This is a genomic window from Kitasatospora sp. NPDC094028, from assembly GCF_049543595.1.
GTDB lineage: Bacteria > Actinomycetota > Actinomycetes > Streptomycetales > Streptomycetaceae > Kitasatospora.
In genome coordinates this window covers 1-16,987 of the sequence record NZ_JBMVFA010000020.1, presented here as the reverse complement: position 1 = coordinate 16,987, position 16,987 = coordinate 1, and the positions used below count along the sequence as shown (strand labels likewise).

The window sequence follows — 16,987 nt, the reverse complement described above, 5'->3', positions numbered from 1 at the left end:
GCAGCGGGGGCGGGCGGGCGACTCACGCCCCCACCTCCAGGACGGAGAAGTGCCCGCCCTGCGGGTCGGCCAGCCGGGCGGCGCGGCCGCGCGCGGTGTGGTGCGGCTCGACCAGGACGCGGCCGCCGAGTTCGACGGCCTGGTGGGCCGTCAGTTCGGCGTCCGGGACGGCGAAGTGGGTGCGCCAGCGCGGCGGGTGGCCGCGCAGGTCGGCGTGGTGCCGCAGGCCGGCCGCCGGGCGGCCGTGGACGAGCAGCGCGGATTCCTCGGTTCCGGGCCGGACGGGCCGGTCGAGCACGGTGGCGTAGAAGGTGGCGGCGCCTTCGGCGTCGGGGGTGAGCAGTTCGGACCAGGCGGGCCCGCCGGGTGTGCTGCCGGCCTCCCGGCCGGGGTGCTCCTCGCCCTGCCAGAGGCCGAAGACGGCGCCGGAGACGTCGGCGGCGATGGCCATCCGCCCGGCGCGCTCGGCCTGGAGGGGGCCGACGGCGACGGTTCCGCCGCATTCCCGGACGAGTTGGGCGGTGCGGTCGGCGTCGTCCACGGCGAAGTAGGTGGTCCACTGCACCGGGAAGCCGGTGGCGGTGGAGACGCCGAGACCGGCGACCGGTTCGCCGTCCAGCTCGGCCCGTACGTAGGCGCCGAGTTGGCCGGGGCCGGGGGTGTACGTCCAGCCGAGCAGGGCGCCGTAGAAGGCGCGGGCTCCGGGCAGGTCGTCGGTCAGCAGGCTGACCCAGCAGGGCGTGCCCTGGGCCAGTCGGAGTTCCACCGCGGGCAATGCGGGCCTCCTCGTGGGTGGTTGGCGCACGGGAATCCTCGCGCGCGAGGGTGATGCTTCCACCCTGGCGCGCGCCCAACCCTCGGGCCGCGCGGAAAGTCCGGCAAAGAGCGCACAAAGAGCGGCGCGTCGGGCGCGCCCCGGCCCGGAAGGGGGTCCGGACGGCACGCCCCGGAGCCGGTGCTGCGCGACAATGGCCCGCATGACCACCTTCAACGACGGTTCTCCGCTGATCTCCGCGGCCGAGTTGGCGCGGGCACTCGGCTCGGCCCGCCCGCCGGTGCTGCTGGACGTGCGCTACCAGCTGGTCGGTGCCGCGCCGGGCGGCCCGACCGCCGCCGAGGAGTACGCCGCCGGGCACCTGCCGGGCGCCCACTTCGTCGAGCTGGACCGGGACCTCGCGGCCCCGCCCGGTGCCCCGGGCCGGGGCGGGCGGCACCCGCTGCCGGACCCGGAGGAGTTCGGCGCGGCGATGCGCCGCTTCGGGGTGAGCGGCGAGCGCCCGGTCGTGGTGTACGACGGCGCGGCCTCGATGGCGGCGGCCCGCGCGTGGTGGCTGCTGCGCTGGGCGGGGCACCGGGACGTCCGGGTGCTGGACGGCGGCTTCGCGGCCTGGCGGTCGGCGGGTCTTCCGGTGACGACCGAGCTGCCGGAGCCGGCCGAGGGCGACTTCAAGGCCGTGCCGGGTCGGCTGCCCACGGTGGACGCGGACGGCGCCGCGGCCCGGGCCCGGTCCGGTCTGCTGCTGGACGCCCGGTCGGGCGAGCGCTACCGGGGCGAGACGGAGCCGGTGGACCCGAGGGCCGGGCACGTTCCGGGCGCGGTGTCGGCGCCGACCACGGAGAACGTGGGCCCGGACGGGCGGTTCCGGCCGGCCGCCGAACTGGCGGCCCGGTTCCGTGCGCTGGGCGCGGGGGAGCGGGAGACGGCGGTGTACTGCGGTTCGGGTGTGACGGCGGCGCACCAGATCCTGGCGCTGGAGGTGGCGGGCCTGTCCGCCACGCTGTACCCGGGCTCGTGGAGCGAGTGGTCGAGCGACGAGAGCCGCCCGGTGGCGGTGACCGACCAGCCGGGCTGATCCCGGGCCGGCGGTCGGTGCCGGTGGGCCGGCGGGCGGCAACGGTGAAGGGGCGGAAGGCCGATGGCCTCCCGCCCCTTCACCGTGCACGTCCTATTCCTGCTTCTTGCGCCGGCTGCCGAAGACGATCTCGTCCCAGCTGGGCACGGTGGCCCGTCGGCCGGGCCGGACGCCGTCCGCCTCGGCCTGCCGGTCGGTGGTGCCGACCAGGCGCTCGCGGTGCGGGGCGACGGCGCGCGGCATCAGGATGTCGGCGTAGGCCGAGCCCGCGCCGACCGCCGGGGCGGCGGCCGCGGCGGCCGGTTCCTCGTTCGCCTCGGCCACCTCGGCGGGCACCGGTTCGATCGGGGCGGGGCCGCCGACCGCGAGGTCGCCGCGGAAGGCGGGCACGACATCGAGCAGGCTGGTCAGCGAGTCCCGGGACTCGGCGGTGGCCTCGCGCGACTCGCGGACCTCGCGGGCCGACATGATGCGGTCGGCGGAGGGCCGGTCGATCATCGGGCGGGGCGGCCGGTCCTGGGGGAGCCGGGCGATCCGCGGGATGAACGGGAAGACCGACTCCTCCTCGCGCTCGACGTTCTCGCCGATCAGCGCGCGGGCCTCGTCGTCGTTGGGCTGGACCAGGCGCCGGGGCGGGTCGTACGTCCAGGAGGCGCTGCGGCCCTCGCCGTCGGCACGGTAGGAGAGGATGACCTCCCAGGTGCCGTCGTCGCGCCGCCAGGAGTCCCAGCGTTCGGTCTCCTTCTCGGCGCCGCGCAGCGCGAGCCGTTCGGCGACGGCCTCGCCGAGCTGCGGCCCGGTGGTCTCGCCGTTGCGGCGGATGGCGGTCTTGCGGGCGCGCTCGGCCATGAAGGCGCGCTCGGCGAGGACCGGTCCCTCGAAGCGGCGGACCCGGTCGACCGAGATGCCGGCGGCCTGGGCGACCTCCTCGGCGGAGGCACCGGCTCGTATCCGCGCCTGGATGTCCCGGGGGCGGAGGTGGCTCTCGACCTCGATCTCGATCTGGCCGAGGCGCGGCCGGTCGCCGCGGATGGCGGCGCGCAGCCGCTCGTCGATGGGGAGGGTGTACTCCGTGCTGTCGGCAGCCTTGAGCACCAGCCGTGTGCCGTCGTTGCTGACGGCCACAACCCGCAGTTCGGGCACGGTTACCTCCCGGGTGGTGCCTGCCGACGTCACCTGCGTCGCTGCTCCCGTACTGAGTGTGGCCTGCCCGCTCGCGACTGGCCACAACCTTGCTGAGTTCCCCGGCGTGTCGGGCTCACGCCCGCGCATGCCGCTGTGGCACGGTTGCCTTTTTGCCACGTCATCCGTCGACGTCGCGCCTGGGTGTCCCGGCCGTCCTCGCACACGGAGTGTTCGCGACGATCCGGGACCGGCGTCGCCGTGCGTGCCTGCTCCGTGGCTCTTCGTCAGACTGCCGGTGTGAGCGCAGTCGACAAGTCGACCCAGGGGTCAGGCCTTACGAACAGTACTCCATTCGTGGCATCCGAAGGGGCGGCTCGCCGCTCAAGTCTCCCGCGATTCACGGGAATCTCAAGAGCGCGCGCCCCCAACGGCGAACCATCGGCGGATGAACGGTGATCATCTTCACACAATCCGGAGGCGGAGAACCGCATTTTCGCCCCTTGTGTCCTTCTTTGGGCAAGATGGAGTGACTTGTTCGAAGAACAGTCGTACGGACCGAGGGATGTCGATGTCGGAGCGGGGCCCCGCCGAGGAGGGCGGCAAGGACGAGCGCAAGCGGATCGATCTGAGTGTGGCTCAGGTCGCGGCGAGTGCGCTGGCCGCGGTGGCGGGGGCCCTGTTGGCCTCCGAACTCGGGGTGTACGGCACGATCATGGGCGCCGCGGTGGTGAGCATCGGGGCGACCACCGGCGGCGCGGTGTTCCAGCACCTGTTCCGGCGGACCGGCGAGCAGCTGCGCGAGGCGGTGGACCGGGGGCCGAACCAGACCGCGAACACGCTGCGCCAGGCGCCGGCCGAGCAGACGGAGGCGGCCGGACCGGCGGGGCCGCCGGTGATCTCGGCGGAGTGGAACGAACCGCGGGTGGTGCGGGCCCGCCGGCGCTGGACCTGGAAGTCCTGTGCGGCGGTGTCCGGCCTGGTGTTCGTGCTGGCGATGGTGCCGATCACGGCCTTCGAACTGGCCACCGGGCAGCCGGTGTCGGCGACGGTGAAGGGCGAGTCCGGGAACGGGACGTCCTTCGGCGGCACGGTGACGCCCAAGTCCTCGACGCCGCAGGACGCCCCCGCGGAGCGGCCGTCCACCGGCGGCGGGCGCGGTTCGGCGACCGAGGCGCCGTCCGGCGGCGCCTCGGCCCCGGCGAGTCCGCGGCCGGGCCGGGAGCCGAGCGGCACCCCGAGCGCCGACCCCGGTGGGTCCGGTGGGTCCGGTGGGTCCGGCGGCGGCGCCTCGCCCACGGCGGTCCCGAGCGCCTCGCCGTCCGCCGGCGCCTCCCCCTCCGCGGGCGGCGGGAAGCCGACCGGCGAGGCCACGCCGCAGCCGCCCGTGCCGAGCGGCGCGCCGGCGCACGCGACGGCGGGCCCGCAGCCGCCGACCGCGACGCCGTAGTCGGCCGTGGTCAGGCGTGGTCAGGCGCCGAGGATGCGGCGCAGGTGGTCGTTGCCGAAGACGCGCCGCGGGTCGACCTCGTCGCGCAGTGCGGTGAAGTCGGCGAAGTGCGGGTAGACGCCGGCCAGGTACTCGGCGTCGCGGGTGTGCAGCTTGCCCCAGTGCGGGCGGCCCCGGTGGGCGGTCATCAGCTGTTCGACGCCGGTGAAGTAGCCCTGGTCGGTGGTGCCCCGGTAGAGGTGGACGGCGATGTAGGCGGTGTCCCGGCCGGAGGCGGTGGACAGCCAGAGGTCGTCGGCGGGGGCGAAGCGCACCTCGACGGGGAAGCTGACCTTCCAGCGGGAGCGTTCCACCAGGGCCTTCAGCTCGCGCAGCACCTCGGCGACGGCGGCGCGCGGGACGGCGTACTCCATCTCCACGAAGCGGACCTTGCGCGGGCTGGTGAAGACCTTGTACGCGGTGTCGGTGAAGCTGCGCTCGGACCAGGCGCGGCTGGCCAGCGCGGCGATGGTCGGGATGGAGCCGGGGAAGCGGCGGCCGACCCGGCAGGCGCCCTCCCAGACGGTGTTGGAGAGGAAGTCGTCCTCCAGCCACTCCTTGAACCGGGGCAGCGGGGCGGCCGGCCCCTGGCTGCGGTTGTTGCGCTTGGTGGAGCAGCGGTCGGTGTGCGGGAACCAGTAGAACTCGAAGTGCTCGTTGACGGCGGTGAGGTCGTCGAGGCGTTCCAGCACCTCGTCGAAGGCCATCGGCTGCTCGTGCGCGGTGAGCAGGAAGGCCGGTTCGACGGCGAGGGTGAGCGCGGTGATCACGCCGAGGGCGCCGAGGCCGAGCCGGGCGCCCTGGAAGAGCCGGGGGTTCTCGGTGGGGGAGCAGGTCCGGACGGTGCCGTCGGCGAGGACGATCTCCAGGGCGCGGATCTGGGCGGCGAGCGAGCCGGAGTCGCGGCCGGTGCCGTGGGTGCCGGTGCTGGTGGCGCCGGCCACGGTCTGGACCTCGATGTCGCCCATGTTGGTGAGGGAGAGGCCCTCGGTGGCGAGCATCCGGTTGAGGCGGTGCAGCGGGAAGCCGGACTCGATGGTGATGGTGCCGGCCGCGCGGTCGATGCCGCGGACGGCGGTGAGTGCGTGGGGCCGCAGCAGGAGGCCGTCGCCGGGGGAGGCGATGGCGGTGAAGGAGTGGCCGGAGCCGGCGGCCTTGACGGTGCGGCCCTGCTCGGCGGCGCGCAGGATCTCCGCGGCGAGCTCCTGCGGGGTGCCGGGGGTGGCCGTCCGGGTGGGGCGGGCGCTCTGGTTGCCCGCCCAGTTGGTCCAGCGGGTCGGGGTCGCGGTGCTGGCCTGGGGCATTGCGCTGCCTCCTGCTCCGTGCGCTTCGACGAAGTGGCGGCATGCCGCCCTACCCGTGGGTAGGCCCACGGGTAGGGCGAGAGATTAGTCAGCTCACCGTTCGGCGTCTACGGGCTGTGCCCCGGTGGCGGCCGCCTCCTGGGCGGTGAGCCCGGCGCGCAGCCGGCCGAGGCCGGCGAGGGCGGCGACCACGCCGAGGAGGCCGGCGGTGAGCGGTACCCAGTAGCCGGCGGCGGCGCCGGAGGCGTCCACCACCCAGCCGGCGGCGGAGGAGCCGACCGCGACGCCGAGGGCGAGGCCGGTGGTGGTCCAGGTCATGCCCTCGGTCAGCTGGGCGGCCGGGACGAGCCGTTCCACCAGGGCCATCGCGCTGATCAGGGTCGGGGATATGGCGATGCCGGCGACCAGCAGCGCGGCACCGACCGCGACCAGCCCGCCGATGCCGTGCACGGCGTGGGCGGCCAGCACCAGCGGCACCATGCTGACCGCCATGAACACCACGCCGCCGAAGAAGCGCACGGCGAGCGAGCCGGTGAGCTTGAGGGTGCCGAAGACGACGCCGGCCAGGCAGGAACCGAGCGCCCAGAGGGCGAGGATCACGCTGGAGATCGGCTTGTGCCCCTGGGCGTCGGCGAAGGCGACGGTGACGACCTCGACCGAGCCGAAGATCGCACCGGTGGCGACGAAGGTCAGGATCAGCACCTGGAGGCCGCGATTGAGGATGACCGAGCCGCCCTCGTGCCGGGCGCCCGGGTGGACGGGCGGCTCGGTGGAGCGCTGCCCGGCGAACAGCAGCACGCCGAGGGCGAGGAAGATCCCGGCGAGCAGCACGCCGGCCTCGGGGAAGACGGAGGTGGCCAGGCCGATGGAGAGGATCGGGCCGACGATGAAGCAGACCTCGTCGACGACGGCCTCGAAGGAGTAGGCGGTGTGCAGCTGGTCGGCGTCGTCCCGGTAGAGGTGGGCCCAGCGGGCGCGGACCATGGCGCCGGTGCTGGGCATGACGCCCATCCCGGCGGCGAAGACGAACAGCGTCCAGTCCGGGGCGCGCAGTCGGGCGCAGAGCAGCAGGCCGACCACGGCGCCGATGGTGAGCGCCATGGCGGGGACGATGATCCGGGCCTGCCCGTGCCGGTCGACCAGCCGGGAGACCTGCGGGCCGAGGACGGCGGCGGAGACGGCCAGGGTCGCGGAGACCAGGCCCGCGACGCCGTAGGAGCCGCGCAGCTGGGACAGCATGGTGACGATGCCGATTCCGGTCATGGAGATCGGCATCCGGGATATGAAGCCGGTGGAGGAGAACGCCAGGGTGCCGGGGGCGGCGAAGATCCGGCGGTAGCTGGAGAGCACGGGGGAGCTCCGGACGGAGAGGGGTAAGGAACGACGCTGGTATAGACAGCTTACGTACGTTGGCAAACAGTATTTTCCGGACAGCCGCGCGGCCCCGGCCACGACGTCCGGCCCCTCAGTGGCAGGATCGGTGCCATGTCCGACGCGCGCAAACCCTCACCGTCCGGCGCCGCTCCCGCTGCGGCACAGCCGTACGACGCCCTGCTGCTGCTCTCCTTCGGCGGGCCCGAGGCCCCCGAGGACGTCGTCCCGTTCCTGGAGAACGTCACCCGCGGCCGGGGCATCCCCAAGGAGCGGCTGAAGGAGGTGGGCCGGCACTACTTCCTGTTCGGCGGGGTCAGCCCGATCAACGAGCAGAACCGCGAGCTGCTCGCCGCGCTGCGCAAGGACTTCGCCGAGCACGGGCTGGACCTGCCGGTGTACTGGGGCAACCGGAACTGGGCGCCCTACCTGGTGGACACCCTGCGGGAGATGGCCGCGGACGGCCACCGCCGGATCGCCGTGCTCGCCACCAGCGCCTACGCCGGCTACTCGGGCTGCCGCCAGTACCGGGAGAACCTGGCCGACGCGCTGGCCACGCTCGCCGAGGAGGGCGTGCCCGCGCTCACCGTCGACAAGCTGCGGCACTTCTACAACCACCCCGGCTTCGTCCGGCCGATGATCGACGCCACCCTGGCCGCCCTGGACGAGCTGCCCGAGGCCGTCCGCCCCGGCGCCCGGATCGCCTTCACCACCCACTCCATCCCGGAGGCGATGGCCGAGGCCTCCGGCGCCCCGGACGACCCGGCCCGCGGCCGGCCCGGCGGCGCGTACGTCGCCCAGCACCTGGACGTGGCCCGGCTGATCGCCGCCGCCCTCGCCGAGCGCACCGGCGTCGCCGACCGGCCGTGGGAGCTCGTGTACCAGAGCCGCAGCGGCGCCCCGCACATCCCGTGGCTGGAACCCGACATCTGCGACCACCTGGCGGCGCAGCACGCGGACGGCGCGCCCGCCGTGGTGATGGTCCCGATCGGCTTCGTCTCGGACCACATGGAGGTCAAGTACGACCTCGACACCGAGGCCGTCGCCAAGGCCGCCGAGCTCGGCCTGCCGGTGGCCCGGGCCGCCACCGTGGGTGCCGACCCGCGGTTCACCGCCGCCGTGCGCGAGCTCGTCCTGGAGCGGGCCGCCACCGAGCGCGGCGAGGGCGTGACCCGCTGCGCGCTGGGCGGTCTCGGCCCCAGCCACGACGTGTGCGCGGTGGCCTGCTGCCCGAACCCGCGCGCCCCGCGCCCGGCCGTCGCCGAGCGCTGACACCCGCCCCGCCCCACCGGAGGAGAATCCCGTGACCGCCCCCGCCCTGCCCGACGACCGGCTCCTCGACGACCTGCTGGACGTCGCCCTGGACGCGGCCCGGCAGGCCGGCGCCCTGCTGCGCGACGGCCGCCCCGCCGACCTGGGTGTGGCCGGCACCAAGAGCAGCCCGGTCGACGTGGTGACCGAGATGGACCTCGCCTCCGAGAAGCTCGTCCTGGAGCTGATCACCGAGCGCCGCCCCGAGGACGGCTACCTCGGCGAGGAGGGGGCCGAGCGCCCCGGCACCAGCGGGGTGCGCTGGGTGGTCGACCCGCTCGACGGGACGGTCAACTACCTGTACGGGCTGCCCTCCTGGGCGGTCAGCGTGGCCGCCGAGCTGGACGGCCGGGCGGTCGTCGGCGTGGTGTACGCCCCGGCGCGCGAGGAGCTGTTCCACGCCGTCCTCGGCCGGGGCGCCCGGCTGAACGGCCGGCCGGTCTCCGCCCGCCCGGCGCCGCCGTGGGGCCAGGCGCTGATCGCCACCGGCTTCAACTACGTCCAGCCGGTGCGGGTGCGGCAGGCCGAGGTGCTGCTGGCGCTGATGCCCGAGGTGCGGGACGTCCGGCGGGGCGGGGCCGCCGCCGTCGACCTGTGCGACGTCGCCGCCGGGCGGCTGGACGGCTACTACGAGCGCGGCCTCGCCCCCTGGGACCGCGCGGCCGGCTGCCTGATCGCCACCGAGGCCGGCGCGCTGACCGGCGGCCGCCCCGGCCACGGCCCGGACGCCGAGCTGACCGTGGCGGCCGCCCCCGGCGTGTACCAGCCGCTGCAGGAGCGGCTGGCCGCGCTGCGCGCCTGGGCGGACTGAACCGCCGGCCCTCGGGGCGTTTCCGGCATGCGAAGAGCCCTGGCATACGGGGGGTGCCAGGGCTTGGGGTTTCGCACGGCCCCCGCAGGGCCGCAGGTGCCGGAGGACCGGCGTGTCGGGTCAGGCGGCGGTGCGGTGGCGCTCCAGCACGGTGTCCACGCCATGCTCGGCGGCCAGACGACGCAGGTCGTCCAGCTCGGACTGCTCCACCTCGGCGAGGAACTCGTCCCCGGCCTCGATCGCGCGGTGCAGGTCCTGCTCGGCGTTGGCTATGCGCTGCAGGATTCCGGCCTTGAAGGCGTCCATACGGGCCCCCTTACTGTGTCGGACGTGCACGGTCGTGCGCTCTCCGCCCCGAGGTGGTCCAGCCGGTGAATGCGCCCGGGCCGAAGTGGTGGATCTCCGGTCGGACGCGGAGACGGCCCTCGGCCGCTCCCGGTGACGTCCCAGCCCCAGGGCCGGCGCGGATGAACGCACGGCGGGTGGGTGCGATCGGCTGAAGGCCAGATCGCGGGTGTGCAGCTGTCCTCCCCGCCCCCGGGGCCGGGAAACCTCCCGGCGCGAGAAAGTTGCCCGGGTCACAGTCCAAACGGAACGGTCCCGATACGAACGGTCACCGTCCGGGGCGCACGCTCCGTGCCTGCGAGGCAGCTTATCGCTGCTTTACCGCAGGACCAGGCAGGATGGGGGCACCGTCGGAGCCGCGCGTCCGCTTCCGGGGCCGGCCTGGAGAAGGGACAACCACCGTGCGGGTTCTCGTCGTCGAGGACGAGCAGCTGCTCGCCGAGGCCGTCGCCACCGGCCTGCGCCGCGAGGCGATGGCCGTCGACGTGGTGTACGACGGGGAGGCCGCGCTCCAGCGCATCGCGGTCAACGACTACGACGTGGTCGTCCTGGACCGCGACCTGCCGCTGGTGCACGGCGACGACGTCTGCCGCAAGGTGGTCGAGCAGGGCCTCGCCACCCGGGTGATCATGCTGACCGCCTCCGGTGACATCAGCGACCGGGTCGAGGGCCTGGAGATCGGCGCCGACGACTACCTTCCGAAGCCGTTCGCCTTCAGCGAACTCGTCGCCCGGGTCCGGGCACTGGGCCGTCGCGCGACCATCCCGCTGCCCCCGGTGCTGGAGCGCGCCGGCATCTCGCTCGACCCCGGTCGGCGCGAGGTGATCCGGGACGGCCGGACCGTCCAGCTCGCCCCCAAGGAGTTCGCCGTCCTGGAGGTGCTGATGCGGGCCGGCGGCGCCGTCGTCTCCGCCGAGCAGTTGCTGGAGAAGGCCTGGGACGAGCACACCGACCCGTTCACCAACGTCGTGCGCGTCACCGTGATGACGCTGCGCCGCAAGCTCGGCGACCCGCCGGTGATCGTCACCGTGCCGGGCTCCGGCTACCGGATCTGACCACGGAGTCCGCCTCCCCGCGCACTCCCCGTCGCAACCCCGCGCCCGCCCCGGCGGACGCCCCGAGAGGACCGTCATGACCACCCCGCCCCCGGTCGGCGGGCCCTCCGGCGCGCCCGCCGGCGGCCCGCGCCCCGTCCCGCCGAAGCCCATCCTGCCGCCGCGCCAGCCCCGCCAGGACACCTACGCGCCCGGCGACGGGATGCTCGCCTGGCTGCCGTTCCGCCCCACCATCCGGATGCGGCTGACCCTGCTCTACGGCGGAATGTTCCTGATGGCCGGCGTGGTGCTGCTGCTGCTGATGTACTTCTTCGTCCGCCAGGCGCTGCACGACGTGGCGCCGCAGCAGTTCACCTTCAGCGCCCGCCTCCCCAACGGCAGCCTGTCGTCGACCTTCTACGTCAACGGCACCCCGATGACCAGCGACGAGCTGAACACGGCGCTCGCCGCCAACCACGACCTGCGCTCCACCTCGGCCCTCAACACGCTGCTGCAGAAGTCGCTCACCGTGCTGGTCTGCCTCGCCGTGATCGCCTTCGCGGCCGGTTACGCGCTGGCCGGCCGGGTGCTGCGCCCGCTCGGCCGGATCACCCGCACCGCCCGCGACGTCGCCTCCTCCGACCTGCACCGGCGGATCGAGCTGGACGGCCCGGACGACGAGCTCAAGGAGCTCGCCGACACCTTCGACGGCATGCTGGACCGGCTCGACCGCTCCTTCGACTCCCAGCGCCGCTTCGTCGCCAACGCCTCGCACGAGCTGCGCACGCCGCTGGCGATCAACCGCACCCTGCTGGAGGTCCAGCTCTCCGACCCGGCCGCCTCGCCCGACCTCCAGCAGCTGGGCAAGACCCTGCTGGCCACCAACGAGCGCAGCGAGCAGCTGGTCGAGGGCCTGCTGCTGCTCGCCCGCAGCGAGAACGAGCTGACCGACCGCCGCCAGGTGGAGCTGTCCGAGGTGGCCACCCGGGCGCTGGAGCAGACCCGGGGCGAGGCCGACAAGCGCGAGGTCGAGCTGCGCTCCAAGCTCGACCCGGCCGTGGTCGGGGGCAACGGCGTGCTGCTGGAGCGGCTCGCGCTGAACCTGCTGCAGAACGCCGTCCGGTACAACACCCCCGGCGGGTGGGTGGAGCTCGCCACCGCCGAGGTGCCCGGCGGCGGCGAGCTGGTGGTCTCCAACACCGGCCCGGTGGTGCCGGGCTACGAGCTGGAGCACATCTTCGAGCCGTTCCGCCGGATCAAGGGCGCCGACCGCACCCGCAGCGACAAGGGGGTCGGTCTCGGCCTGTCCATCGTCCGCTCGGTGGTGCGCGCCCACGGCGGCACCATCGAGGCCACCCCGCGCGCCGGTGGCGGCCTCACCATGCGGGTGCGCATCCCGAAGCCCTGATCCCCGGTCCGGTCGCGCACCGGCCGCCACCAGCCACGTTCCAAGCCGCCCCCGTCAGGCCCGTCAAGACGACATAAGGCCTGACGGGGGCGGCTTGTTTTTTCCCGCCCCGGCAACTTACGGTGTCGTAACCTACGCAACCGTAAGTGCGTCCTCCGGTGTGCCCGAGTCCGTGCCTCCGGCGGAGCGTCGAGTGCCCGCCCAACGCGCCCGTCCCGCGCGTGACCGTCTCCCGGGAGCAAGACCGTGACCATCGCCCCAGTGCAGAGCAGCACCTCGCTCGGATCGAGCGGCTGGACCGACACGCGGCTGATCCTGGCCCTCGAAGAGGTCGTGGAGAAGGAGCTCGACCGCCACCTGGCCGTCGCCAAGGAATGGATGCCGCACGAGTTCGTGCCGTGGAGCCAGGGCCGCGACTTCGACGGCGTGCTGGGTGGCGAGGCCTGGGCGCTGGAGCAGTCCCAGGTGACGTCGCTGGGCCGGGTCTCGCTGGTGGTGAACCTGCTGACCGAGGACAACCTGCCCAGCTACCACCACGAGATCGCCACCATGTTCGGCCGCGAGGGCGCCTGGGGCACCTGGGTGCACCGCTGGACCGCGGAGGAGGGCCGGCACGGGATAGCCATCCGCGACTTCCTGCTCGCCACCCGGGCCGTCGACCCGGTCGAGCTGGAGCGGGCCCGGATGAACCACATGTCGGAGGGCTTCGAGTCCGACAACGCGCACAGCATGCTGCACTCGGTCGCGTACGTGGCCTTCCAGGAGCTGGCCACCCGCATTTCGCACCGCAACACCGGCAAGTACGCCGGCGACCCGCTGTGCGAGCAGCTGCTGGCGAAGATCGCCAACGACGAGAACCTGCACATGGTCTTCTACCGGAACCTGCTCAAGGCCGCCCTGGAGATCGCCCCCGACGAGGCCATGCGGGCCATCCGCGACGTGGTCACCGACTTCCGGATGCCCGGCCACGGCATCCCCGGCTTCGAGCGCGCCGCCGCGCAGATCGCCCTCGGCGGGGTGTACAACCTGCGCATCCACCACGACGACGTGCTGCAGCCGGTGCTGCGCCACCTGCGCGTGATGGAGCTCGGCGGGCTGGGCGCGGAGGGCCTGCTGGCCCAGGACGAACTCGGGACCTTCCTGGACGGACTGGACACCCAGGCGCGCCGCTTCGAGGAGCGCCAGCAGGCCAAGCTGGCTCGCCAGGCGGCCCGCCGGGCCGCCGAGTAGGTTGGCTCCCGGAGCGGTCGGAGTGGGTGGATTTTCCGCGGTTTGCCCCGGAAGATTCTGAACGTGACCAAGGTCACACCGTGTCGCTCCACGTTTCCGGTTGACCCCGGAGAGTGATGATCGCTTTCGGGTTGTCGGTCGCGGTCCGTGACCGGATTCGGCCCTCCGGTCGGTCCGAAGGATTGACCGGCGCCCCTGGTGGGCAAGGGAATGGGCGGGTGCCGCAGCGCCCGCCGGTCACCGTGCGTGGCCGAAGATTCGGCTCCAGGGCCGGGTTGTGATGGCCCAGCGTGAGGCCCGTCGAGCCCCGATGGATCACCCCAACGGCCCCCCGGCTGAGTGTCGATTGAGTAACAGGGCTTGAAGTAAGGCAAAATCTCGCCCTCGGGTCGGGCACAAGAACGACCCCCCATGCGTTACGTGCGCTGGAGATACCGCACACACCGCACAACCCGGAGGGGGAGAGCGAACAATGGCAACGGACTACGACACCCCACGCAAGACCGACGACGAGCTCAACGAAGACAGCATCGAGGAACTCAAGGCTCGGCGGAACGACAAGGGCGGCAGCTCGGTCGACGTCGACGAGTTCGACGCGGCCGAGGGCATGGAACTGCCGGGCGCCGACCTCTCCAACGAGGAGCTCGCCGTCCGCGTGCTCCCGAAGCAGGCGGACGAGTTCACCTGCATGAGCTGCTTCCTGGTGCACCACCGCAGCCAGCTCTACAGCGAGAAGAACGGCAACCCGATCTGCCGGGACTGCGGCGCCTGAGCACCGCAGCGGACATCGCCCGGCGCCCGCGGCTCCCGCGGGACCGGCACACCGTCCCTTCCGGCCCCGGGCAGCGGGGCCGGACGGCAGACCCGGGAGCCACCCGCACGGGCGGCGCCGGCAGGACGGAGTCGGGCGGCGGCAACGCCGCCCAGCACGAAGTCGTAGGGACGGTCCCGCAGCCGCGGAACCGTCCCTCTCCGTTGTGAACGGGCCCCGGTCCTCCGGGGCCCGTCGTCATGTCCGGGCACTCAGCCCGGGGCGCTCAGGTACGGGCGCCGCGCCGGGCCTCCTCCAGCGCCGCGGCCAGCTTCATCGGCGAGCGGGTCGACAGGTAGAGGTACGGCGTCGGGTCGGCCGGATCGGTCACCTCGACCCGCAACGCGGTCGGGACGTAGCTGCGCAGCAGCATGAAGGCGCGCGGATCGGCCTTCGGACCGCGCCAGGCCGCGGCCTCGGCCGGGCTCAGGGCCTGGGCGGCGCCCAGGGCGTCCACCGGGATCCGGGCCGGCCCGGCCACCAGCGAGCCCTGGACCACCCGGATCCGGGCGGAGCCGTAGCTGCTGATCGCGACCGCGCCGGCGGCCACGCCGACCACCAGCCCGATCAGTGCGGCCAGGCCGCCGACCCGGATCAGGATCAGCGCGAGGGTGAGGCCGACTGCGACCGGAAGCAGCCACCAGGAGCGCGGCACCGTGAGGCGTTCGTCGTACATGCCCTCCATTGTGGGCGCCCTGACGGCCCCGGCGGCACGCCGCCCCCACCGGAGGCCCGGCTACCGCTGGGTAGGGTGGGTTCCCGTGACCGGTTCGCCATCCCCCACCACCCCCGCCGACCGGCCGGCGCTCGCGACGCCGCCCGCTCCGGCCGCCTCCACCCCCACCACCCCGCCGCCGGACGCCGTCCTGCCGGAGCGCCACCCCGAGGCGCCCGCCCCCGGCACCCACCTCGGCTCCCACTACGAGCACTGCTTCGGCTGCGGCCCGCAGCACCCCGGCGGCCTGCGGATCGACGCGGTCGCCGGCGAGGGACTCGACGTCACCGCCGAGTTCACCGTCCGGGACGTCCACCAGGGCGGCCCCGGCCTGGCCCACGGCGGCGTGCTGACCACGGCGATGGACGAGACCCTCGGCACGCTCAACTGGCTGCTGCACATCCCCGCCGTGACCGGCCGGCTGGAGACCGACTTCCTCTCCCCGGTGCCCGTCGACTCGGTGCTGCACCTGCGCGCCTGGGTCACCGGCGTGCACGGCCGGAAGGTCTACAGCGCCGCCGAGGCACGGATCGGCGGCCCGGACGGACCGGTCGCGGTGCGCGCGCAGGCGCTCTTCATCCAGGTCAAGCTGGAACACTTCACCACGCACGGTCGTCCCGAGGACATCGAGAAGGTCCTCGACGACCCGGACCTGATGAAGCGCGCACGAGCCTTTGAGGTGAACCCTTGAGCGAGACCCCCCGCCAGCCGCTGGACGTCCTGATCCGGCGGATCGACCCCGAGCTGCCGCTGCCCGCGTACGCGCAGCCCGGCGACGCGGGAGCCGACCTGCGCACCACCGTCGACGCCGAACTCGCCCCCGGCGAGCGGATCGTGCTGCCCACCGGCATCGCGATCGCGCTCCCGGACGGCTACGCGGCCTTCGTCCACCCGCGCTCGGGGCTCGCAGCTCGTTGCGGCGTTGCCCTCGTGAACTCCCCGGGGACGGTCGATGCCGGGTACCGTGGAGAGATCAAGGTGATCGTCGTCAATCTGGACCCGCGCGAGGGGGTCAGCTTCCGCCGAGGGGACCGGATCGCCCAGCTGGTCATCCAGCAGGTCGAGAAGGCCCGCTTCCACGAGGTGGCCGAGCTGCCTGGGTCGGCACGCGCCGAGGGCGGGTTCGGGTCGACCGGCGGCCACGCCGCGGTCTAGCATTCCCGCGGCCTCGCAGGAAGCCGAGCAGGTATTCGCATCGGTCTTGGACCGGGAAGGACAGTGACCGTGTTCCGTCGTCGCCAGAAGAGCGAGGACGCTGTCGAGCAGCTCGCCGACGACGCCATCAGCGCCGACGAGACGGCCGATGACGTCGAAGGTTCCGCCGAGAGCGAGAACGTGACCGAGCTGGACCCGGCCGACAAGGTCGGCCTGCCGCCGGCCCCGCGGCCGGACGGCCCGTGGGACAGCTCCGAGCTGGAGAACCCCGAAGAGGGCCGCGTCGACCTCGGGGGCCTGCTGGTCCCGGGTGTCGAGGGCATGGAGCTGCGCGTCGAGGTCGCCGGTGACGCGATCGTCGCGGCGACGCTCGTGCTCGGCAACAGCGCCATCCAGCTCCAGGCCTTCGCCGCCCCGAAGTCCGAGGGCATCTGGGGCGAGGTCCGCGAGGAGATCGCCAACGGCATCACCTCCCAGGGCGGCATCGTCGATGAGGAGGAGGGCGAGCTGGGCTGGCACCTCCGTGCCCAGGTTCCGGTGCAGCTGCCGGACGGCACCCAGGGTGTGCAGCTGGTGCGCTTCGTCGGCTGCGACGGGCCGCGCTGGTTCCTGCGCGGCGTGATCTCGGGCCAGGCCGCCGTGCAGCCCGAGATGGCCGGCATCCTGGAGCAGGTCTTCCGTCAGACGGTCGTCGTGCGCGGTGACAGCCCGATGGCTCCCCGCGACCCGATCGTGCTGAAGCTTCCCGAGGACGCGCAGATGGTCGCGGACGGTGGCGGGGCGGCTGCCGCCTCCGCGGAGAACCGCTTCGGCTCGCTCGACCCGTTCGCGCGCGGCCCGGAGATCACCGAGGTCCGCTGACCGTTCACCGGTCGTTCGCCGATCGCCCCCGTCCGGAAGCCCGGGCGGGGGCGATTTGCATGTGACGTGCCTGTCCCCGTACAGTTCCGGAGTCGCCGCGGGAGACCGGGGCGACAACGCGGAAAGTGAATCCGATGAATGAAACTCCGGAAAACGGAGCGGAAAAC

Annotated in this window: 17 protein-coding genes; 11 read left to right on the top strand and 6 right to left on the bottom strand. The window is 73.7% G+C overall.

Features of this window, described 5'->3' with window-relative positions:
• Positions 1–22: 22 nt before the first annotated feature.
• Positions 23–766, bottom strand: a complete 744-nt coding sequence (locus ACPC54_RS26325; protein ID WP_498968346.1) for a VOC family protein — start codon at positions 764–766, stop codon at positions 23–25.
• Between the two features lie 211 nt (positions 767–977).
• On the opposite strand from ACPC54_RS26325, the gene ACPC54_RS26320 reads away from it, so the two are divergent.
• Positions 978–1,853: a sulfurtransferase gene (locus ACPC54_RS26320; protein ID WP_498968208.1), complete on the top strand. Its 876-nt coding sequence runs from the start codon at positions 978–980 to the stop codon at positions 1,851–1,853.
• 93 nt (positions 1,854–1,946) lie between these two features.
• On the opposite strand, the gene sepH is transcribed toward ACPC54_RS26320, so the two are convergent.
• On the bottom strand, positions 1,947–3,029 hold the full coding sequence (gene sepH, locus ACPC54_RS26315) for a septation protein SepH (RefSeq protein ID WP_498968207.1): 1,083 nt from the start codon (positions 3,027–3,029) through the stop codon (positions 1,947–1,949).
• Between the two features lie 517 nt (positions 3,030–3,546).
• On the opposite strand from sepH, the gene ACPC54_RS26310 reads away from it, so the two are divergent.
• Complete coding sequence (locus ACPC54_RS26310; protein WP_498968206.1) at positions 3,547–4,425, top strand: hypothetical protein; 879 nt, start codon at positions 3,547–3,549, stop codon at positions 4,423–4,425.
• A gap of 20 nt (positions 4,426–4,445) precedes the next feature.
• Here the strand turns inward: ACPC54_RS26310 and ACPC54_RS26305 are convergent, their stop codons facing one another.
• Together ACPC54_RS26305 and ACPC54_RS26300 are read right to left on the bottom strand one after the other, a co-directional pair.
• Positions 4,446–5,768 carry a D-arabinono-1,4-lactone oxidase gene (locus ACPC54_RS26305; protein ID WP_498968205.1) on the bottom strand — a complete coding sequence of 441 codons (1,323 nt, stop codon included), beginning with the start codon at positions 5,766–5,768 and terminating at the stop codon, positions 4,446–4,448.
• Between the two features lie 93 nt (positions 5,769–5,861).
• Complete coding sequence (locus ACPC54_RS26300; protein WP_498968204.1) at positions 5,862–7,118, bottom strand: MFS transporter; 1,257 nt, start codon at positions 7,116–7,118, stop codon at positions 5,862–5,864.
• A 135-nt stretch (positions 7,119–7,253) separates the two neighbouring features.
• On the opposite strand from ACPC54_RS26300, the gene ACPC54_RS26295 reads away from it, so the two are divergent.
• Positions 7,254–8,411, top strand: a complete 1,158-nt coding sequence (locus ACPC54_RS26295) for a ferrochelatase (RefSeq protein WP_498968202.1) — start codon at positions 7,254–7,256, stop codon at positions 8,409–8,411.
• A gap of 31 nt (positions 8,412–8,442) precedes the next feature.
• Positions 8,443–9,261, top strand: coding sequence for an inositol monophosphatase family protein (locus ACPC54_RS26290; protein WP_498968201.1), 819 nt, complete (start codon positions 8,443–8,445; stop codon positions 9,259–9,261).
• A gap of 120 nt (positions 9,262–9,381) precedes the next feature.
• Here the strand turns inward: ACPC54_RS26290 and ACPC54_RS26285 are convergent, their stop codons facing one another.
• On the bottom strand, positions 9,382–9,567 hold the full coding sequence (locus ACPC54_RS26285) for a hypothetical protein (protein ID WP_030057688.1): 186 nt from the start codon (positions 9,565–9,567) through the stop codon (positions 9,382–9,384).
• A 440-nt stretch (positions 9,568–10,007) separates the two neighbouring features.
• On the opposite strand from ACPC54_RS26285, the gene ACPC54_RS26280 reads away from it, so the two are divergent.
• From ACPC54_RS26280 to ACPC54_RS26265, 4 genes are all read left to right on the top strand, one after another.
• A complete protein-coding gene (locus tag ACPC54_RS26280) occupies positions 10,008–10,661 on the top strand; it encodes a response regulator transcription factor (protein ID WP_030057689.1) in 654 nt (217 codons plus the stop codon).
• A 76-nt stretch (positions 10,662–10,737) separates the two neighbouring features.
• Positions 10,738–12,048 carry a sensor histidine kinase gene (locus ACPC54_RS26275; protein ID WP_498968200.1) on the top strand — a complete coding sequence of 437 codons (1,311 nt, stop codon included), beginning with the start codon at positions 10,738–10,740 and terminating at the stop codon, positions 12,046–12,048.
• A gap of 246 nt (positions 12,049–12,294) precedes the next feature.
• Positions 12,295–13,278 carry an acyl-ACP desaturase gene (locus ACPC54_RS26270; protein ID WP_498968199.1) on the top strand — a complete coding sequence of 328 codons (984 nt, stop codon included), beginning with the start codon at positions 12,295–12,297 and terminating at the stop codon, positions 13,276–13,278.
• Between the two features lie 472 nt (positions 13,279–13,750).
• Positions 13,751–14,050, top strand: a complete 300-nt coding sequence (locus ACPC54_RS26265; RefSeq protein ID WP_030285479.1) for a DUF4193 domain-containing protein — start codon at positions 13,751–13,753, stop codon at positions 14,048–14,050.
• A gap of 265 nt (positions 14,051–14,315) precedes the next feature.
• On the opposite strand, the gene ACPC54_RS26260 is transcribed toward ACPC54_RS26265, so the two are convergent.
• Positions 14,316–14,765 (bottom strand): DUF3093 domain-containing protein, encoded by a 450-nt coding sequence (locus ACPC54_RS26260; protein ID WP_425265334.1) that lies wholly within the window; start codon positions 14,763–14,765, stop codon positions 14,316–14,318.
• Between the two features lie 190 nt (positions 14,766–14,955).
• Here ACPC54_RS26260 and ACPC54_RS26255 point away from each other — a divergent pair, with 190 nt between their 5' ends.
• The 3 genes from ACPC54_RS26255 (at position 14,956) to ACPC54_RS26245 (ending at position 16,820) form a co-directional block, all read left to right on the top strand.
• Positions 14,956–15,495 (top strand): PaaI family thioesterase, encoded by a 540-nt coding sequence (locus tag ACPC54_RS26255; RefSeq protein ID WP_498968344.1) that lies wholly within the window; start codon positions 14,956–14,958, stop codon positions 15,493–15,495.
• A complete protein-coding gene (dut, locus tag ACPC54_RS26250; RefSeq protein WP_498968196.1) occupies positions 15,492–15,959 on the top strand; it encodes a dUTP diphosphatase in 468 nt (155 codons plus the stop codon). The genes ACPC54_RS26255 and dut overlap by 4 nt, the downstream gene beginning before the upstream one ends.
• A 69-nt stretch (positions 15,960–16,028) precedes the next feature.
• Entirely contained in the window at positions 16,029–16,820 is a 792-nt protein-coding gene (locus ACPC54_RS26245; protein ID WP_498968195.1) for a DUF3710 domain-containing protein, read from the top strand.
• The last annotated feature ends 167 nt before the right edge of the window (positions 16,821–16,987 follow it).

What these genes read in the sequence shown, in the direction of transcription:
- ACPC54_RS26320 (WP_498968208.1), top strand. Translation starts at nt 978, where the DNA reads ATGACCACCTTCAACGACGGTTCTCCGCTGATCTCCGCGGCCGAGTTG.
- ACPC54_RS26310 (WP_498968206.1), top strand. Translation starts at nt 3,547, where the DNA reads ATGTCGGAGCGGGGCCCCGCCGAGGAGGGCGGCAAGGACGAGCGCAAG.
- ACPC54_RS26305 (WP_498968205.1), bottom strand. Translation starts at nt 5,768, where the DNA reads ATGCCCCAGGCCAGCACCGCGACCCCGACCCGCTGGACCAACTGGGCG.
- ACPC54_RS26295 (WP_498968202.1), top strand. Translation starts at nt 7,254, where the DNA reads ATGTCCGACGCGCGCAAACCCTCACCGTCCGGCGCCGCTCCCGCTGCG.
- ACPC54_RS26285 (WP_030057688.1), bottom strand. Translation starts at nt 9,567, where the DNA reads ATGGACGCCTTCAAGGCCGGAATCCTGCAGCGCATAGCCAACGCCGAG.
- ACPC54_RS26275 (WP_498968200.1), top strand. Translation starts at nt 10,738, where the DNA reads ATGACCACCCCGCCCCCGGTCGGCGGGCCCTCCGGCGCGCCCGCCGGC.
- ACPC54_RS26265 (WP_030285479.1), top strand. Translation starts at nt 13,751, where the DNA reads ATGGCAACGGACTACGACACCCCACGCAAGACCGACGACGAGCTCAAC.
- ACPC54_RS26260 (WP_425265334.1), bottom strand. Translation starts at nt 14,765, where the DNA reads ATGTACGACGAACGCCTCACGGTGCCGCGCTCCTGGTGGCTGCTTCCG.